Origin of the sequence: Nonomuraea turkmeniaca, from assembly GCF_005889735.1 — a bacterium.
GTDB classification, from domain to species: domain Bacteria; phylum Actinomycetota; class Actinomycetes; order Streptosporangiales; family Streptosporangiaceae; genus Nonomuraea; species Nonomuraea turkmeniaca.
The window spans coordinates 21,454-40,217 of the sequence record NZ_VCKY01000085.1; the positions used below are offsets into that span (position 1 = coordinate 21,454).

The following is an 18,764-nucleotide window of genomic DNA, read 5'->3' on the forward strand; positions in this document are numbered from 1 at the left end:
GAGACCGCCTGCTGCCGCTATCGCCCGATGGGGAGCCGACGGGCGACGTGCCACACGACGGTTCTGGCTACGTCCTCACCATCCTGCGGTCCGATGGCCACGGCGTCGATCCGGACACCGGATCCGGCGCAGAACAGTGCCGCCGCGCGAGTCAACTCGATCACGGCTTGCAGGTCGTCGATCGGCGCCAGGTTGAGGATGCGGCCGCCGCCGGCGCGTCGCATTGCCGGGATCTCGTACTTCATCGCCAGAGCCACCGCGCACACGTTGATCGCGGCGTCGAGCCGGCCGTATGCGCCGAGCGTCTGGTCGACCAGCCGCCGCACCGACACCGGGTTGGTGAGATCCGTCGGGACGGCGACGGCCTGGCCTCCCGCCGCCCCGATGTCGGCGGCCAGCGCAGCACCGTCGCCGGCCCCGAGGACCACGCTGGCGCCGACCCTGCTCAGCGCCCAGGACACCGCGCTGCCGATGCCGCTGTCGGCACCGATGACGATGGCGGTGCGACCGCTCAATGCTCCGCGCATCATGGTGACCCTCTCCCTGAGTTTCCGGTGACACGACCGACGCTAGGAACCCGGCCGCCCGGTCCGCATCAGTGAAGTCGCCGGTCCGCGAGCACGTTGTCACCGGTGCGGGGTCTTTCTATGCTCGGCGTGTGCTGGGGAGAGACGCCGAGACGGAGCTGCTCGAGTCGTTACTGCGGCACGCCGCCGAGGGGCACGGCGGCGGGGTCGTCCTGCACGGCGAGCCGGGCATCGGCAAGACCGCGCTGCTGTCGTACGCCGCGGAGCGAGCCGCCGGCTTCCAGGTGCTGCGCGCGGTCGGCGTCGAGCCTGAGGCCGATCTCGCCTACGCGACACTGCACCAGCTCCTGCTCCCCGTGCTCGGATCGGTCGACGAGCTGCCCGGTCCGCAGGCGCAGGCCCTGCACATCCTGTTCGGGCGGGCGCACGGCGCGCCGCCCGACGCGTTCCTGGTGGCGCTGTCGGCCCTGTCGCTGCTGTCCCTGCTGGCGGGCGAGAAGCCGGTGTTGTGCGTGGTCGACGACGCGCACTGGGCGGATCAGCCGACGCTGAAGACGCTGGCGTTCGTCGCCCGCCGGCTGGACAACGAGCCCATCGTGCTGGCGCTGGCCGCGCGTGCCGACGAGGGACACGCCACCGATCTGCCCCACCTGCGCCGCGTCCCGCTCATGGGGCTCGGCCCGGACGCGGCCGACGCGCTGCTCGCCGAGCACGCCGGCGGGCGGCGCCTGACCGACGCCGAGCGGCACCACCTCCTGGCCGCCACCGGCGGCAACCCTCTGGCCCTGCTCGAACTCGCGGGCAAGGAGGTGCCACCTGAGGGCACGCAGGAGCCGCCGGCCATGACGGACGAGCTGCGACGCTCGTTCCTGGTCAAGATCCAGGCGCGGCACGCCGCGTCAGTGCCGCTGCTCCAGCTGGTCGCCGCCGACGGCTCGGGCGACGTCGGCACCATCGAGAAGGCGGCCGCGTCACTGCGCATCGGCACCGACCCGCTGCACCGCGCCGAGCTCGACGAGCTGCTGACGTACGACGGGGGCCGGCTGGTGTTCCGGCACCCGCTGATCCGCTCCGCGGTCTACCACAGCGCCACGGCCGACCGGCGCGCCGCGATCCATCGTGCTCTCGCCGCGGCCTTCGACACCCCCGCCGATCAGCACCGCCGCGCCTGGCACCTGGGCCATGCCGCCGCCGGCCACGACGAGCAGGCCGCCGAGCAACTCGAGCGCTCGGCCGAGCAGGCGGCCCTGCGCGGTGGCCCGGCCGCGGCCATGGCCGCGCTGTCACGGGCGGCCGAGCTCACCGCCGACGGTCCCCGCCGGGGACGGCGATGGTGGAACGCCGCGCTCGCCGCCATCGGGGGCGGATTCACCGCCGCCGCCGTGGAGTTGCTCGACCGCGCCGAGCGCGAGCCGCATCAGGAGGAGGCGGATCGGATCGCGCTGGCCGCGATCCGCGCGACGGTTGCCGAGTTCGCCGGCTCGCCCGATGACGCGATGGACCTCATCAAGCCGTGGATCCCGCGGGCGTTGCGGATCGACCGGCGCCTGTTCGCCCCGACCATCGTGATGTACGCCGACCTCGGCGTCCGCGTCAACCGGCCACAGGCGTGGACCGACCTGGCGGGCTGGCTCGACGAGGTCACGCAGGCGCCGGACGACCCGCGCCCCGTGATGGCGCTGGAGCCGGATGACCCGCGGGACGCGGCGTTGTTGCTGCTGCACGGCGCCTGTCTGGCCGGCGCCGGACGCGATCCCGGGCCGCGGGACTGGGCCGCGGTCGAGTCGCTCACCGATCCGGTCACGATGACCCTGGCCGGGGCGATCGCCCGCCGGCTCGGCGACTACCAGCTGAGCAGGCGGCTGTGCCGCAAGGCCGGGCAGCTGGCGCGCAACACCGGATCACTCGGCGCGCTCGCCTGGAATCTCGAATACCAGGCCGCCGACGAGATCGCCCGCGGCCGGCTCGGGCTGGCCGAAGCGTACGCCGAGGAGGGCTGCCAGTTCGCCGCCGAGGTCGGCCAGCCGAACACGGCCTGCCGCCACCAGGGCCTGCTGGCCCTGTGCGCGGCCATCCGGGGCCGGCCGGAAGCCGCCGACCTGGCCACCGAGGTGCTGGCCGAGGCGAGTGGCCGCAACCTGGCCGACGCCATGTCGTACGCCAGGCGGGCGCTCGGGCTCGTCGACCTGGTCGCGGGCCGGCACCGCGAGGCCGCGCGGCAGTTCGAGGCGGTCGGCGGCTGGGACACCGACGTGCCTCCGGACCTGGCCATGGGTGTCGTCCCCGACCTCGTCGAGGCCTTCGTCCGCGCGGGCGAGCACGACCGGGCCGCCGCGGCCACGGCACGCTACGCCCGGTGGACCGAGCACACCGCCGCGCCGGAGCTGGGCGCCCTCACGGCTCGCTGCCGGGCGCTGGTCAGCGCCGATGGCGACGCCGACGTCCACTACGCGGAAAGCCTGCGCCTGCACGCCAGGTCCGACGCGCCGCTGGAGCACGCCCGTACCGAACTGCTGCTCGGCGAGCACCTGCGGCGGGACCGGCGACGCTCCGAGGCCCAGCGGCACCTGCGCGGCGCGGCGGACGACTTCCGCCGCATCGGCGCGATCGCCTGGGCCGATCGTGCGCTGGGCGAGCTGCGGGCCACGGGGGAGTCGGCGCGTACCCCCGAGGCGGGTGTCCTGAGCACGCTCACCCCGCAGGAGCTGCGCATCACGCTGGCCGTCGGCGAGGGGCTGACCAACCGGGAGATCGCCGCGCAGCTGTTCCTCAGCCCGCGGACCGTGGACTACCACCTGCGCAAGGTCTTCCAGAAGGCGGGCATCACCTCGCGAGCCGAGCTCATGAGGCTGGTCCTGGCCGAACGCCCCGCGTGAAGGACCGGCGACTTCACTGATTCGGCGGCCGCTCCGGCTTCCTAGCGTTGGCGACATCACGCCCCACACGTCAGGAGGTCCCCGTCATGACAGTCCAGCCCAGCAAGAGACGCCTGGTCGGCCGCTTCGTCTGGCACTACATCGAGATGGTCGTCGCGATGAGCCTCGGGATGTTGCTGCTCGGTCCGGTGTGGAGCGCGGTTCTGCCGGACGTCACCCGGGTCGACGTCGGCACTCTGACCATGGTCGCCGACATGACCATCGGCATGGCGGTCTGGATGCTGGTCCGCCGTCACAGCCGGGCCGCCATCGCCGAGATGAGCCTGGCGATGGCCGTGCCGTTCCTCGTTCTGCTCGTTCCGTACTGGTTCGGCGTGTTGCCCGGCCATCTGGTGATGTCGATCGGGCACGTGCTCATGTTCGCCTTCATGGCCCTGGCCATGCTGAAGCGACGGCACGAGTACACGCACCACCAGCACCGGATCCGCTTCCCACGGAAGTGGGCCGGGCGGGTGGCGCTCGTGCTGGTCGCCTTGCTGATCCCCGGTGCGGTCTCCGCGGTGAACACGGTCGGGAAGTTCGGCGACCAGTACAAGGCGCGCCCTGACGAGGTGGCCGCGGTGCGGCCGGCGTCGAAGGCGGCCGGCCACGACCCGGCCAAACCCACGGTGGCCTTCCTGGCCAACGGCAGCGGCACCAACGTGGCCGACCTGCTCGGGCCGTACGAGGTGCTGGCGGGCACCGGGCGGATGAACGCCTACGTCGTCTCGTCCGGGACTCGGCTGGTGCCGCTGACCGGTGGCCTGGACCTCGTACCAGACCTGACCTTCGACGAGCTGGCAAAACTGCTCGGCGAGCGGCGCGACACCCTCGACGCCGTCGTGATCCCGGCGCTGAACAAGACGGCTCCCGCGGAGCTCGGGTCGATCACCGCGTGGTTGCGGCAGCAGTCGGCGGCCGGCGCGATCACCGTCAGCGTCTGCAACGGGGCACGCACGCTCGCGGCGAGCGGGCTGCTGGACGGCCGGCCCGCGACGTCCCACTGGTGGCGGCTGGCCGGGCTGCGCGCCGACTTCGGCGACGTCCAGTGGGTGAGTGGCCGGCGGTACGTCGACGACGGAAACGTGATCACCACCGCCGGTGTGTTGTCCGGCATCGACGGCGCCCTCCGGATCATCGAGCGGCTCGTGGACGTGGACACCGCGCGTGCGGCGGCGCAGAAGGTCCACTGGCGTTACTACTCTCCTGGCGTCGCCGCGCGGATCCCCGAGTCCAGCTTCGAGGCCAAGGACGTGGCCGTCGTCTCGCTCACCTCCTCCTACCAGCCTGGGCCGTCGACCATCGGGGTGCGGCTCGTCGACGGCACCGGTGAGCTGGAGCTCGCCTCCGCGTTCATCACCTACACCGAGCAGTCCATGATCGGGCGTACCGTCGCGATCGGGGACGGACCGGTGCGCTCCAGGCACGGCCTGACGTTCGTCCCCCGCTCGACGCTCGCGGCGGCCGCGGAGGACCTCGACCGCCTGCTCGTTCCCGGCGTCGACGCCGCACGGCGTCAGGCGGCGGGCAACGGGCCGTCGGCGGCCACCGGAGGGCTCCGGCCCGAGTATCTCCACGTGGGCGAGGAGTTCGCGTTCGACCCGGTGTTGCGGGACATCGCGAAGACCTATGACGTGGCGACCGCCCGGTGGGCGGCGAAGACGCTGGAGTACCCGGTGATGGACGTCAAGCTGACGGGGAGCGCCTGGCCGTGGGCGGCGACCATCGTCCTCGTGGTGCTCGTGCTGCTGGGCGCCGCTGTCGCGATCGCCACCGGCATGGTGTTCCGCCGGATCCGCGCCAGGTCCCGCGAGGCCGGCCGGCGTCCGGATGCGCCCCACGCGTCGGCCGCCGAACTCGCGCACTGCGGGTCGTGATGTCGATGGGCCGGGAGGCGAGACCCCTCCCGGCCTTTCTGCCTGTTCAGTCCGCCGCGAGGGCGGCCCCGCCGTCCGGTACGGCGCCCGTGCAGTGGCGCGCCACCTGGCGCAGCGCCGCCAGCAACTCCGCAGGCCCGTCCACGGTGAAAGGCAGGCCGAGCGCCGCGAGGTACACGGCCAGCGTCAGCGGCGTGGCCGCGCCGATGTGCAGGAGGCACCGTTCGTCGTCGAGGTGCTCGACCCGGGCCACCGGCGGCACCCGCTCGCTGACCGCCGAGGCCGGTGCGCGCACGGTCGCGACCGTACGGCAGGGGCCCAGCGTCGAGGCCACGCCCTTGGTGACGAAGTCGATCGCGTCACCGGGCGGCATCCACCGGCTGGGGAAGGACGGCCCCATCGGGGTCCGGGGCGTGAGCCGGTCGATCCGGAACGTGCGCCAGTCGTCGCGGTCGACGTCCCAGGCCACCAGATACCAGCGGCGCCCGGTCGACACCAGCCGGTGCGGCTCGGTGTCGCGCACGGTGGCGTTGCCGTCGTGGTCGAGGTAGTCGAACCGCAGCCGTCGCCGGTCCCGGCACGCGGAGGCGAGCGTGGCGAGCACACCGGAGTCCACGGGCGGGCCGCCACCCGGCACGGGCACCGTGTAGGCGGTCAGCGCGGCCAGACGCGGGCGTAGCCGGGCGGGCAGCACCTGTTCGAGCTTCGCCAGGGCGCGCAGCGACGTCTCCTCGATCCCACCCACCGTCTGGGCCGCCGCCGTACGCAGGCCGACCGCCACCGCGACGGCCTCCTCGTCGTCCAGCAGCAGGGGCGGCAGCCTGGCGCCGGGGCCCAGGCGGTAGCCGCCCGCCGTGCCGGAGGTGGCCGACACCGGGTAGCCGAGGTCGCGGAGCCGTTCGATGTCGGAGCGGATGGTCCTGGTGCTGACGCCGAGCCGGTCCGCCAGCTCGGGGCCCGGCCAGTCGGTACGCGACTGGAGCAACGACAACAGGCGCAGCAACCGTGCGGCGGGGTCTCTCGTGGTCACAAAATCCAGACTTACCCACCTCGCGGAAGTTCGGCTTCCGCGAGGGCTGCCATGGTGAGGGTTCCTGCAACAGAAAGGGAGATTCATGCATGCGGCAGCAGTGGTGACGGGTGGATCGCGCGGGATCGGCCGTGCCGTAGTGGAACGGCTGGCGGGTGACGGCGCCACCGTGGTGTTCAGTTACGTCGCCGACGATCGGGCGGCCCGGCAGGTGGAGGAGGCGTGCGGCGGGCGGGCGACCGCCGTACGCGCGGACGCGGCCGACCCCGGCCAGGTGGAGCGGCTGTTCGCCACGGCGGACGAGGTGTTCGCCGCCCAGACTGCCGGGCCCCTGTCGGTGCTGGTCAACAGCGCGGGCGTGATCGACCACACGCCGATCGACGAGCTGACCACAGAGGTGTTCGAGCGGGTGATGGCGGTCAACGTACGCGGCGCGTTCTTCGCGGTGCAGGCGGCGGCCCGCAGGATGGCCGACGGCGGCCGGATCGTGACCGTCTCCTCCACCGGCACCGCCTGGCCCAGCGCGGGCGAGTCGGTCTACGCCGCGAGCAAGGCGGCGATTGAGCAGCTCACCCGGGTCGCCTCCCGCGAGCTGGGGAGGCGCGGGATCACGGTCAACGCGGTGTCGCCCGGGCCCACCGAAACCGACATGCTGCGCGCCTCCGTTCCGCCGGAGACGGCGGCCTCGGTCGCGCACATGACGGCCCTCGGCCGGGTGGGCACACCCGCCGACATCGCGGCCGTGGTCGCGCTGCTGGTCAGCCCGGACGCCGCCTGGCTGACCGGCCAGAACCTGACAGCGGACGGCGGCCTGGTGTGATGACCTCAGGACGCCGGGATGCCCTGGCGGGCTGATTCAGCGGATCGTGTACCACTCGGGCAGGATCAGCGGCCCCGCGGCCGGGAGGCCCAGCTCGGCGGACAGGCGGGCGAGCGGGCCCCAGGCGTCCAGCCGGACCCTGGCCAGCGCCGCCGACTTGTCCTCGCTGGACTCCGGCCCGCGCAGCCGCTCCAGCGGGTTGAGCCGCGGGTACGTGCGGACAGGCGCATCGTCGCTGAGCCCGGCACGCTTTCTGGCCAGCGCCAGCGCGTCCTCCAGCCCGCCCAGCTCGTCCACCAGCCCGTTCGCCTGCGCGTCGGCCCCGGTCCACACCCGGCCGCGGGCCAGCTCGTGGGTACGCTCGCGGGTCAGCTTGCGGCTCTCGGCGACCTTGGCCACGAAGTCGTCGTAGATGCGGTCGAGCCAGGCGTTGATGCGCTCCCACTGCTCGGGTGAGAAGCTGCGGGACGTGGAGAACATCCCAGCGTTAGCTCCCTCCGCCACTATTTCCGAACTTATCCCCATTTTTTCGAGCAATTCGGAGAAGACGGGCTTGCCGCCGTACACGCCGATGGAGCCCGTCAACGTGCCCGGCTGGGCCACGATCACGTCGGCGGCCATCGACACGAAGTAGCCGCCGGACGCCGCCAGGTCGCCCATGGAGACGATCACCGGCTTCACCTTGCGCGTCAGCGACACCTCACGCCACACGGTGTCGGAGGCCACGTACGAGCCGCCGGGGCTGTCCACCCGGAACACGACCGCCTTGATGTGCTCGTCGCGCCTGGCCGCCCTGAGGGCGCCGCTGATCGTGTCGGAGCCCATCGCCCCGCCACCGCCGAGCGGGCTCCGGCCGCTCCGCCCTGCCTTGATCATGCCACTGCCGTGGACGAGCGCGATCCCGTCGGCCATCGGGTGCGGCAGCTTCCGCACGGCCGCGGCCTTGGCGTACCTGGACACGTACAGCAAGTGCGCCTCGCCGCCCGCGGCCTGCTTGATCTCGTCGTACACCTCGTCCCGGTACGCCAGCCCGTCGACCAGCCCGGCCTCCCGCGCCTCCGCGGCCGTGAACGGGCCCCGGTCGATCAGCTCCCGCACCTTGCCCGCGTCCAGCCTGCGGCCGTCGGCGATGCCGGCGATCATCGTCTCGGTGACCGACTCCACGATGCGGCCCATGGACTCGCGGTGCGGTTCGGTCATGTGGTTCTGGGTGAAGGTGTTGGGGGCGGTCTTGTACTCGTGCCGCTGCCCGGCCTCGAACCCCACCCCCAGCTTCGTCAGCGCCCCCTTGAGGAAACGCTGCTCCAGCGCCACCCCGGTCAGCCCGACGTCGCCGCTCGGCTGCAGGTAGAGGCGCTCGAACGCGCTGGCCAGGTAGTAGGGCACGGTGCCGCCGCCGAACTCGCCGAACGTCTCGGCGAACGCCACGGTCAGCTTGCCGGAGGACCGGAACTGGATCACGGCCTGGCGTAGTTCCTGCACCGTGGCCAGGCCCAGGGGAGTGCTCCCCATCTTCACGATCAGCGCCTTGACCCTGGAGTCCTGCCTGGCCCGCTTCAGCCCGGACAGGACATCGGAAAGGCGCGTCTTCCGCATGGACAGCACCGCGGCGAGCGGGTCCGTCGGCGGGCCTTCCGTGATGCCCTCGGTGAGATCGAGCTCCAGCACCAGCGGGGCGGTGCGCCGCTGGCGAAGCTTGTCGACGGTTTCGAAGATCGCCTTGCCTGCGTCCATAGAAGCCACCCTAAGCGACACATTTCGAAATGTGGCTTAGAACTATACAGCTAAGGTGTATATGCCTTAGGTGTATAGTTCTACTATGCAGCTGGCCGTCAAGCCCGAGCACGTCTTCGACCGGGACGAGGAGTGGGCGACCCTGGTCGGGTTCGCCACGTCGCCGAGCCCGGACGAGCGGCTTGGCATCGTCAGCGGCAGACGCCGCCAAGGAAAGACCTTCCTTCTCGATGCTCTGGTCCAGGAAGTCGAAGGGTTCATCTTCAGCGCGGTGGAGGAGACGGAGGCTGAGGCGCTGACCCGCTTCGGCCAGGAGCTGGCCGTGAGGGTCGGAGGCGGACGATTCGCCTTCGCGAACTGGAACGAGGCGCTGGAGCGACTGTTCACCGTCGTCCAGGAAGGGCTCATCGTGATCGACGAGTTCCCCTACCTGACCAAGGCGTCACCGTCGCTGCCCTCGTTGATCCAGCGTGCTCTGGGCCCCGGCGGATATGCCCGGCGAGGCAGTGCGCGCCTGCTGCTGTGCGGTTCAGCAATAGGCGTGATGGGCGGCCTCCTCGCGGGTAATGCGCCGCTGCGGGGGCGGGCGAGCCTTGAGCTGATGGTGCGGCCGCTGGACCATCGGGCATCGGCGACGTTCTGGGGGATCGACGATCCGCGCCTGGCGGTGCTGGTCCACTCCATCGTGGGTGGCACCCCGGCGTACCGGCGCGAGTTCGTGGTCGACGACGCCCCGGCATCGATGGAGGACTTTGACGCGTGGGTCGTGCGGACCGTGCTCAATCGGCACAGACCGCTGTTCCGGGAGGCCCGCTATCTGCTCGCCGAGGAGGCCGACATCCGCGACATGGCCTTGTATCACGCGGTTCTCGGCGCGATCGCATCAGGGAACGCCACGCGGGGCGGCATCGCCAATTACATGGGACGGAAGTCTCCGGACATCGGGCATCCGCTCGCAGTGCTGGAGGACTCCCACCTGATCGTCCGTGAGGCCGACGCCTTCAGGAAGGGAAGGACCCATTTCCGCATCTGCGAGCCGTTGATCGTCTTCTATGAGGCTGTGATGCGGAGGGAGTGGCCCCGGCTGGAACGCGGCATGTCCGAGCCGGCCTGGCGCGATTCCCGCGCGAGATTCCTGTCTCAGGTGGTCGGGCCGCACTTCGAGAGCCTGTGCAGGGAGTGGGCCATGCGCGCCGGGCGTGAGGTATTCGGCGAGTCTCCCGGAGAGGTGGCGGCCGGCACCATCGCGGACCCGGCCAATAGGACGCAGATTGAGATCGACGTGGCGGTTCTCGGTCCGGAGGAGCAGGGGCGACCGCGGCGCGTGCTGTCCTTGGGAGAGGTCAAGTGGGACACGGTGATGACGGCAAGGCGCGTGGAACGGCTCCGGCGAGCGCGCGACCTGCTGTCGGTCAAGGGATACGACACCAGCGGCACGGTGCTCGCCTGCTACGGCGGAGCAGGCTTCCAGGAGGACATTCCTGGGGAGGTCCGCCTGATCGGTCCGGAGGACCTCTACGCGTGACACCGGTCGCGCCGGCAAGGGGTGGGTGCGCGTGGGCGACCCACCCCTTGTGACCGTCAGAGGCGGCTGCGGAGCGCGGCGTAGACGTTGATCCTGGGGGTTGTCACCTCAGCGCCTGCGCTGGGGTAAGTGATCGGCTTGCCGGTGCTCTTCAGGGCTTCCAGGAGTTGGTCCACTCCTGCCCGGCGGTGCTTCTGGTGCAAGAGGGCGAAGGCGCCCGCCACGTGGGGGGTGGCCATCGAGGTGCCGCTCAGGGCCGCGTACGAGTCGCCCACGATGGCCGCCGTGATGGTCACCCCGGGGGCGAAGACGTCCAGCAGGGGGCCGCGGTTGGAGAACGCGGCCACGGCGTCCTGCTTGTCCGTGGCGCCCACTGCGACGGTGTTGGAGACGCACGCCGGCCAGGACACCGACGCGTCGTAGCCGTTGTTGCCCGAAGCCACCACGGTCGCCACGCCCTTGGCCAGGAGCTTGTCCACCTCGGCCTTGAAGTCGGCCCCGTCCCCCTCGTCGCAGGCCGTTTCGTACTTGCCGCCGCCCAGGCTCAGATTCACCGAGGCCAGGTTGTGCTGGTCGGCCAGCATGTCCGCGTACGCCATCCCGGTCAGGATCGACGAGTCGTACGCCAGGACGCAGACGGGGCGGCCCGCGCAGTACGGCGAGTTCTCGAAGCGGCTGAAGACCTGGACGGGGATGATCTCGGCCTTCGGGGCGACGCCGTTGGCGGCGAGGCCGCTCGTGGCCTGGCCGGCCGCGATGCCCGCCACGTGCGTGCCGTGGTAGCACAGGCCGTACTGCGGCTGCGGCGCCCCCGTCATGCACGCCGCGGTCTCGGCGTCCGCGGCCCCGTCGCCGATCTGGAACTGGCTGCCGTTCGGGCACAGCGGTGTGGAGCCGTCGGCGGGGTCGGAGGCCGAGAAGCAGGCCTGGCTCACGATGCGGTCGCCGAAGGCGGGGTGGTCCTTGTCGATGCCCGTGTCGAGGATGGCGACGGCCGTGCCACTGCCCGTGTACCCCCGCCGGTGCGCCTTGTCGGCCTCGATCAGCGGGATGCTCTGCACCAGCGTGGGCTCGTTGAGCTTGTCCTTGCGGATGGAGACGACGTCGGCCTGCTCGGCGATCTTCTCGAGCTCGGCACGGGTGCCGCGGTAGACGAAGAAGTCCAGTTTGCCGGCGACCTCGGAGGGCGGCTCCGCGGAGACGTTCTTCCTGTCCTGCTTGACCTGTTCCGCGGTGGCCTGCGCTGACTTGACCTGAGTGGGCTGCTGGACGCGGACGATGGCGCGGTGCTCGCCGGTCGCCGTGATCTGAGGGTCGATCTTGGACCCTGGGTCGGCGAACGCGGGTGTGGCGCCGAGCGTGGCCGAGGTGGCGGCTAACACGATCGCGCCGGCCAGCAGAGACGGGAGTCTCAACTGCTCCTCCGGGGGTCAGGGGGCGTTTGCTCCAGGAGTGTAGTAATCGGACCGTTGATGTCAGAGGGGCGGGTGGGTTCCGTTACCGCTTCTTGTTCTGTATGCGGTGATTTCCCGACATGTGGAAGGGCCGGAATCCGGCCGGCCCTTGCGCGTCGCCCTCCACGGATCACGCGGCGGCGCGTGCGCCGGCGGTGGCGCGCTCGGCGTCGATTCGCGACGTGATCGTGGGGGTGCCTCCGGCGTTGTACTGGATGACCGTGCCGGTGCCCTGCAGCCGCTGCAGGTTCTGCGCGACCGAGTTTTGGGGGAAGGCCTGCTTCAGCAGCGCGAACATGCCCGCCACGTGCGGCGCGGCCATCGACGTGCCGCTCTTCTCGCTGTACGCCCCGCCGGGCACCGCCGAGTTGATGCGTACGCCTGGCGCGAACAGGTCCACCAGCGGCCCCCGGTTCGTGAAGGAGGCCAGCGCGTCGGCGTCATCCGTGGCGCCCACGGCGATGGCGGTGGAGATGCAGGCGGGGGCGGCGACGCCGTTCGAGAAGCCGTTGTTGCCGGCCGCCACCACCGGCGCCACGCCCAGTCCCACCAGCGTGTCGAACTCCGGTTTGACCGCGGCGGCGCTGGCGTTGCCGTCGCACGCGGCGGTGTGCGGGCCGCCGCCGCCCAGGCTCATGTTCACCGCCGCGACGTTGTACGTCCTGGCCACCCTGGCCACGTACTCGAGCGCCAGCTTCTGATCGGAGGTGTAGCTCAGGAAACACGGCGGCATGGTGCCGCCGATCATGCAGGTCAGCGGGTTGTCCACGCGGCTGAAGACCTGGATGGCCAGGATGCCGGCCTCCGGCGCGACCCCGTTGGCGGGGGCGCCGGTGGCCATCTTGCCTGCCGCGATGCCGGCCACGTGCGAGCCGTGGGAGCAGGCGCTCGTCCCGTTGACCATGCACTGCGCGGTCTCCGCGTCCGCCGCGCCCGCGCCCGTCTGGCTGGGCTGGTTGTTCGGGCAGAGCGAGACCGTGCCGTCGCTGGCGTCGGACGAGGAGAAGCACGCCTCGTGCACCAGCCGGCGGGTGAAGAAGCCATGGTCGCGGTCGATGCCCGTGTCGAGAACGGCGACCGTCGTGCCCCTGCCGGTCCAGCCTGCGCTGTTCGCCCGGTTCGAGCGGATGAGGGCGGTGCTGGCGTCGAGGGTGGGCGGGTGCAACTCGTCCTTGTAGACCGAGTGGACGCGGCCGTCCTGCTGGAGCTTGGCGAGCGTCAGTCGATCCACTTCGGCGACGAAGAAGTTCGGCGACGCTGCCGACTCCAGGACCCGGCTGCCCTCGGAGGCCTGTTCGAGGTCGCTGGCGACGGCTTCGACGCTCTGGCCGGGCTTGAGCTGGATGATGGAGCGGACCCTGGTCTTGGCCTGGATCTCGCTGACGAGCGTGGGACTGATGAGCGGGCCGGTCGACTCGGGCGTGGCAGGCGGGCCCGGCGTGTCGGCGGTTTCGGCGCTGCTGGGCGTGTCGGTGGCGTCGGCGCGGAGCGCCGGGGTCGTGCAGAGCACGGCGGATGCGGTGGCCAGCGCGGTCGCGCTGACCAGCAAGGACCGTAGCCTCACTGTTTCCTCCGAGGAGCGGCTGTGACGTGGCTGAGGCTGGAGCCGTGAAGCTTTTCCGGCTCCCGGCTTGCGTACAGCCGCATACATCCCCACCTGCGACAACTGTGATGTCAGTGACGTATGTGACCCAGATAAACGTTGGAGGCTCTTTTGCTTTATTGCGGCCAAGAGAAGAGCCGGTCAGGTCACTGACCGGCTCTTCATGTAATTACCTACTTGACGGTTTTGAGGACATTCTTCGTCGCCTTCTTCAGCGCCGCCGCGGACGGCTTGCTGCTCAGCCGCACCTTCTCGGCGGCGGTCAGCGTCGTGGTGCCGTTCGTGCCGTGCGCCCAGTTCAGCCAGGCCGTCAGCAGCGCGCTGTCGAGCTTGGCCTTTCCGGTCTTGGTGTTCTTCAGCACCCGGTACGCCTTGCCCAGCGACGACGCCTTCGTCAGCTCGGGGAACACCTTGCTCGACTTGCTGATCAGCTTCAGGTAGCAGGTCAGCGTGGCGTCGGGAATCGTGCCGCTGCTGCGGTGGATCTCCACGGCCCACGCCTTGGCCTGCATCTTCGTGGCGGCGGTGCCGCGTGTGCAGACCGCGGCCGTGGTCGCCGGCGTCGGCGTGACGGTCACCGTGACCGTGACGGTCGGCAGCGGGATCGGCGAGGTGGACGACGACGGCTCATCGGAAGGGTCGTCGGTGGGGATGTCCGTGGGCTCGTCGGAAGGTTCGGGGCTCGGGCCGCTCTCCGTGGGGCCGGGCTCCGGCGGAGCGACCGGGATCTGCGTGATGGGCGGCTGCGGCGTCGCCCCGGCCAGTGCCGCGGCCAGGTCCAGGCGCGGCGTGGTGACCTGCGCGCCGTTGGCCTGGTACACGTACGGCCGGCCGGTCGTCTTCAACGTGTTGATCAGATCGGGCATCGCCGTCTGGGGAGCGGCCTGCTTCATCAGCGCCAGGGCTCCGGCCACGTGCGGCGTGGCCATCGACGTGCCGCTGTGGACGGCCGTCACGTTGTCCGGCACCGACGACTCGACGTCCACGCCCGGCGCGAACAGGTCCACCAGCGCGCCCCGGTTGGAGAAGTCCGCGATGGCGTCGCTTCCGTCGTTCGCCCCGACGGCCACCGCCGAGGAGATGCAGGCCGGGTACGACGCCCCTTCGAAGAACTCGTTCCCCGCGGCCACCACGGTCGCGATGCCCTTGGCCAGCAGCGCGTCGATCTTCGGTTTGAAGATCGTGCCCTCTTCGCCGGCGTCGCACTCGGTCTCCGACACCATGCCGCCCAGGCTCAGGTTCACCGCGGCGAGCGGCTGGGTCAGCCCGGCCACGTAGTCCATGGCCAGCCGCAGCGACGACTCGAAGGCCAGCAGGCACGACGGCTCACCGCAGACGTCCTCGTCGTTGACCCGGCTGAAGACCTGCACCGCCACGATGCCGGCGCCCGGCGCCACACCGCCCGTGCCGGCCGCGATGCCCGCGACGTGGGTGCCGTGTTCACACAGGTTCGTCCCGCCGGCCAGACACTTCGCCGTCATGGCGTCGGCCGCTCCGGCCCCGATCTGCTCCGGCTGCCCGTTCGGGCAGAGCGACTCCACGCCGCTCTCCACGGCCGAGAAGCACGCCTCGGCCACGATCCGGTTGCCGAACCACGGGTGGTCGCGGTCGATGCCGGTGTCGAGCACGGCCACCGCCTGGCCGGTCCCGGTGAAGCCCTTGCCGTGGGCCTGGTCGGCGCCGATCAGCTTGAGGTTGGGGGAGACGTCGGCGGGCGTGTACGTCCTGTCCCGGTGGATCGAGGTGACCCGCGGGTCCTCGGCCAGCTTGGCCAGCTCCTCCGCGGTGCCCTCGACGACCATGAACGACTGGTTCTGCGGCCGCAGCAGCACGTCCACGCTCTCGGCGGCCGCCTGGCTCGCCACGGGCTCGTTCTGCGCGGGGTCGGTCAACTCGACGATGGCCCGCTCGGTGCCGCCGTCGACGGCTAAGCCCTCCTCGACCTTGTCCTGAGCGGGGATGGTGCTACTGGGCGCTGGGGTCGGTGTCGGATCGTCTGCGTAGGCCGGGCCGGATAACGGCATCAGGGCCAGGGCGATCGAGCACACGATCAGGTGGCGAAGTCGCACGCGTCTTCCTCCGAGGGGATGATCTCGGAGTTTATGGGGATTTGCCGGGCAGGCACAGGCCCTGGCCCGGTTTCCCACCGAACTTTCAGCGGATGTTCAGAGCGTTCCCTGGTGCGTGAGCCACACCGCGCCCATCGGCGGCACCCGGAGCGTGGTGGAGTACGGGAGCCCGTGGTACGCCTCCACGACCGCCTCGACCTCCCCCATGTTGCCCACACCGCTGCCCCAGTAGTCGTAGGCGTCGGTGTTGACGGCCTCTTCCCACCGCCCCGCGTACGGCAGCCCGAGCCGGTAGTTCTCGTGCGGCCCGCCGCTGAAGTTGACCACGCACGCCACCGCGGACCCGTCGTTCGCGTAGCGGACGAACGAGAACGTGTTCCCCGCCGAGTCGTCGGCGTCGATCCACCGGAACCCGTCCGGCGAGGCGTCCTGCTGCCAGAGCGCCGGGGTCTCCTTGTAGATCCGGTTCAGGTCGCGGACCAGCCGCTGCACGCCCTGGTGCCCGTCGAACTCCAGCACCCACCAGTCCAGCCCGCGCTCCTCCGACCACTCGGAGCCCTGGCCGAACTCGCCGCCCATGAACAGCAGCTGCTTGCCCGGATGCGCCCACATGAACGCCAGCAGCGCCCGCAACTGCGCGAACCGCTGCCATTCGTCGCCGGGCATCTTGCCGAGCAGCGACCCCTTGCCGTGCACGACCTCGTCGTGGGACAGCGGCAGCACGTAGTTCTCGGAGTACGCGTACAGCAGCGAGAACGTCATCTGGTGGTGGTGATACTGGCGGAAGACCGGCTCATGGCGCAGGTATTCAAGCGTGTCGTGCATCCAGCCCATGTTCCACTTGAACCCGAACCCGAGCCCGCCCAGGTGCACCGGCCGCGACACCCCGGGCCAGGCCGTCGACTCCTCCGCCACGGTCGAGATGCCGGGCGCCTCCCGGTAGCAGACGGCGTTCATCTCCTTGAGGAAGTCGACCGCGTCGAGGTTCTCCCTGCCGCCGTAGACGTTCGGGGTCCACTCGCCCTCGCGGCGCGAGTAGTCCAGGTAGAGCATCGACGCCACCGCGTCCACCCGTAGCCCGTCGATGTGGAACTCCTTGAGCCAGTAGAGCGCGTTGGCGACCAGGAAGTTACGCACCTCCCTGCGGCCGAAGTCGAAGACGTACGTGCCCCAGTCCGGGTGCTCGCCCCTGGCCGGGTCGGCGTGCTCGTACAGCGGGGTGCCGTCGAACCGCGCCAGCGCCCAGTCGTCCATCGGGAAGTGCGCGGGCACCCAGTCCAGCACCACGCCGATGCCCCGCTGGTGCATGCGGTCCACGAAGTGCCGGAACTCGTCAGGGGTGCCGAACCTGGCCGTCGGCGCGTAGTACGACGTCACCTGGTAACCCCACGACCCGCCGAACGGGTGCTCGGCCACCGGCAGCAGCTCCACGTGCGTGAACCCCATGTCGGCGACGTACTCCGACAGCTGGTCGGCCAGCTCCACGTACGTCAGCCCCGGCCGCCACGACCCCAGGTGCACCTCGTAAACGCTCATCGGCTCGGCCTGCTGGTGCTTCTCCGGCCGGTCCGTCATCCAGGCATCGTCGGCCCAGCTGTAGGAGGACTTGTCCACGACGGAGGCCGTCATCGGCGGCACCTCCGTCCGCCTGGCCATCGGGTCGGCCTTGTCACGCCATATGCCGTCCGCACCGAGGATCTGGTACTTGTACCGCTCGCCCGGCCTCAACCCGGGAATGAACAGCTCCCACACCCCCGACCGGCCCAGCGACCGCATCGGGTAGGCGGCGCCGTCCCAGTGGTTGAAGTCGCCGACGACCCTGATGCCGCGCGCGTTCGGCGCCCAGACGGAGAACGCGGTGCCGTCGACGTCCTGATGCTCCATCACCCGAGCGCCGAGCGCCTCCCACAGCCGCTCGTGCCGCCCCTCGCCAATGAGGTGCAGGTCCACCTCGCCCAGCGTCGGCCAGTGCCGGTACGGGTCCTGGAAGGTGTGCGGCTCCGCGCCGGCGTACTTGACGCTGAGCGTGTAGTCGGGCACCTTGTCCAGGCCGGGGACCGTCACCTCGAACACCCCGTGGGCCTGGTGTTTCATGTCGTGGGCAGTGCCGTCCTCCAGCACCACCCTGACCCGTTCGGCGAGCGGGCGCAGCGCACGGAAGACCACCCCACCGGCGACAGGGTGCGCTCCGAGCACCGAGTGGGGGTCGTGGTGCGCCCCGCCCGCGAGGCGGTCGAGCTCTGTCCTCATCGGCATGCTCCCAACCTTGCCCTATGATGACCGTCCATCCCAGGCACTGCCCGCTTTCACCGAGACAATCACAGAAAGTGCAAAATCCCGGCTTCATCACGACGTGACGCCGGAAGGGATAACTGATCCTTTCCATGCTCTTGGCTCGACATACTGGTGCGCTGCTCGGTCGCCCCCTCCAGAAAGGTTCGAGCCATGTATCCGCATCCACCTGGATACCCACCACCATCCCCGCCATTACGCCCGGTCCGCGGTCCAGCGATCTTCGCGGTGGTGGCGCTGGTGTGCGACTCACTCGTGGGCATCGTCGTCGCCGTGATCGACTTGTGGTACGCGGCCCTGGTCGACCGCATGATCGCCGCCCCGGACTCGGTGAGCGACGAGGAGGTCACCGCGGGCGATCTCATCTACGGGCTGTCCGGCATCCTCGAGACCGTCGTGTACGTCGTCGTGATCGTGGCGTTCCTGGTCTGGCTCTTCAGGGTCAGGGCGAACGCGGAGATCCTCGTGCCGGACGGGCACCGGCGCGCCACGCCCTGGCTGATCTTCGGCTGGTTCGTGCCGATCGTCTCGTTCTGGTTCCCGAAGCAGATCGTGGACGACATCTGGGACGCCTCCGCCCGCAGCTACTCGGCTCCCAAGGGTGTGTTCCACGCCTGGTGGGCGGCCTGGCTGAGCGGCACCCTGGTGGCGAACGTCGGCTCGCGGTTGCTCTTCGACGCCGAGGAGCTGGACGAGATCGCCGCGGCCGCGCGGTTCGACGTGGTCAGCGTGTCGCTGATGCTGGTGGCCGCCGTGCTGGCCATCGTCGTCATCCGCAAGATCACCGACGCGCAGGAGAATCTCCGGTCCGCGGTCGCCGCCTCCGGCGCGTACCGGGCGGACTAGCCGGGCGGGAGCTCCCCGAGCGGCAGGGCCGCGCCACGGGACACTGCCGACGCGGCCCCCTCCCTGCCCAGC

Annotated in this window: 12 protein-coding genes; 5 read left to right on the forward strand and 7 right to left on the reverse strand. The window is 70.7% G+C overall.

The window, feature by feature from the left end; translation table 11 throughout:
* Positions 1-17: 17 nt before the first annotated feature.
* Complete coding sequence (locus tag ETD86_RS24400) at positions 18-530, reverse strand: SDR family NAD(P)-dependent oxidoreductase (protein ID WP_138668487.1); 513 nt, start codon at positions 528-530, stop codon at positions 18-20.
* 128 nt (positions 531-658) lie between these two features.
* Here ETD86_RS24400 and ETD86_RS24405 point away from each other — a divergent pair, with 128 nt between their 5' ends.
* Together ETD86_RS24405 and ETD86_RS55385 are read left to right on the forward strand one after the other, a co-directional pair.
* Positions 659-3,403: a helix-turn-helix transcriptional regulator gene (locus ETD86_RS24405; RefSeq protein WP_170223241.1), complete on the forward strand. Its 2,745-nt coding sequence runs from the start codon at positions 659-661 to the stop codon at positions 3,401-3,403.
* Between the two features lie 86 nt (positions 3,404-3,489).
* Positions 3,490-5,319, forward strand: a complete 1,830-nt coding sequence (locus tag ETD86_RS55385) for a DJ-1/PfpI family protein (protein WP_170223242.1) — start codon at positions 3,490-3,492, stop codon at positions 5,317-5,319.
* A 46-nt stretch (positions 5,320-5,365) separates the two neighbouring features.
* Here the strand turns inward: ETD86_RS55385 and ETD86_RS24415 are convergent, their stop codons facing one another.
* Entirely contained in the window at positions 5,366-6,349 is a 984-nt protein-coding gene (locus ETD86_RS24415) for a helix-turn-helix transcriptional regulator (RefSeq protein ID WP_246148111.1), read from the reverse strand.
* Between the two features lie 85 nt (positions 6,350-6,434).
* On the opposite strand from ETD86_RS24415, the gene ETD86_RS24420 reads away from it, so the two are divergent.
* Complete coding sequence (locus ETD86_RS24420; RefSeq protein WP_138668490.1) at positions 6,435-7,169, forward strand: SDR family NAD(P)-dependent oxidoreductase; 735 nt, start codon at positions 6,435-6,437, stop codon at positions 7,167-7,169.
* Positions 7,170-7,205: 36 nt separating this feature from the next.
* Here the strand turns inward: ETD86_RS24420 and sppA are convergent, their stop codons facing one another.
* Positions 7,206-8,903, reverse strand: coding sequence for a signal peptide peptidase SppA (gene sppA / locus ETD86_RS24425; protein ID WP_138668491.1), 1,698 nt, complete (start codon positions 8,901-8,903; stop codon positions 7,206-7,208).
* An 85-nt stretch (positions 8,904-8,988) separates the two neighbouring features.
* Between sppA and ETD86_RS24430 the strand changes: the two genes are divergently transcribed.
* Positions 8,989-10,428 carry an AAA family ATPase gene (locus ETD86_RS24430; protein WP_211370273.1) on the forward strand — a complete coding sequence of 480 codons (1,440 nt, stop codon included), beginning with the start codon at positions 8,989-8,991 and terminating at the stop codon, positions 10,426-10,428.
* Between the two features lie 56 nt (positions 10,429-10,484).
* On the opposite strand, the gene ETD86_RS24435 is transcribed toward ETD86_RS24430, so the two are convergent.
* The 4 genes from ETD86_RS24435 to glgB all read right to left on the reverse strand — a co-directional run bounded on the left by ETD86_RS24435 (position 10,485) and on the right by glgB (position 17,804).
* Entirely contained in the window at positions 10,485-11,843 is a 1,359-nt protein-coding gene (locus ETD86_RS24435) for a S8 family peptidase (RefSeq protein ID WP_138668492.1), read from the reverse strand.
* A 169-nt stretch (positions 11,844-12,012) separates the two neighbouring features.
* Entirely contained in the window at positions 12,013-13,446 is a 1,434-nt protein-coding gene (locus ETD86_RS24440) for a S8 family peptidase (RefSeq protein WP_170223243.1), read from the reverse strand.
* 212 nt (positions 13,447-13,658) lie between these two features.
* A complete protein-coding gene (locus tag ETD86_RS24445; protein WP_138668494.1) occupies positions 13,659-15,554 on the reverse strand; it encodes a S8 family peptidase in 1,896 nt (631 codons plus the stop codon).
* 96 nt (positions 15,555-15,650) lie between these two features.
* Complete coding sequence (gene glgB / locus ETD86_RS24450) at positions 15,651-17,804, reverse strand: 1,4-alpha-glucan branching protein GlgB (RefSeq protein WP_138668495.1); 2,154 nt, start codon at positions 17,802-17,804, stop codon at positions 15,651-15,653.
* A 282-nt stretch (positions 17,805-18,086) separates the two neighbouring features.
* On the opposite strand from glgB, the gene ETD86_RS24455 reads away from it, so the two are divergent.
* Positions 18,087-18,692, forward strand: coding sequence for a DUF4328 domain-containing protein (locus ETD86_RS24455; RefSeq protein ID WP_170223244.1), 606 nt, complete (start codon positions 18,087-18,089; stop codon positions 18,690-18,692).
* Positions 18,693-18,764: the final 72 nt, after the last annotated feature.

What these genes read in the sequence shown, in the direction of transcription:
- glgB (WP_138668495.1), bottom strand. Translation starts at nt 17,804, where the DNA reads ATGAGGACAGAGCTCGACCGCCTCGCGGGCGGGGCGCACCACGACCCC.
- ETD86_RS24400 (WP_138668487.1), bottom strand. Translation starts at nt 530, where the DNA reads ATGATGCGCGGAGCATTGAGCGGTCGCACCGCCATCGTCATCGGTGCC.
- ETD86_RS24430 (WP_211370273.1), top strand. Translation starts at nt 8,989, where the DNA reads ATGCAGCTGGCCGTCAAGCCCGAGCACGTCTTCGACCGGGACGAGGAG.
- sppA (WP_138668491.1), bottom strand. Translation starts at nt 8,903, where the DNA reads ATGGACGCAGGCAAGGCGATCTTCGAAACCGTCGACAAGCTTCGCCAG.
- ETD86_RS24420 (WP_138668490.1), top strand. Translation starts at nt 6,435, where the DNA reads ATGCATGCGGCAGCAGTGGTGACGGGTGGATCGCGCGGGATCGGCCGT.
- ETD86_RS55385 (WP_170223242.1), top strand. Translation starts at nt 3,490, where the DNA reads ATGACAGTCCAGCCCAGCAAGAGACGCCTGGTCGGCCGCTTCGTCTGG.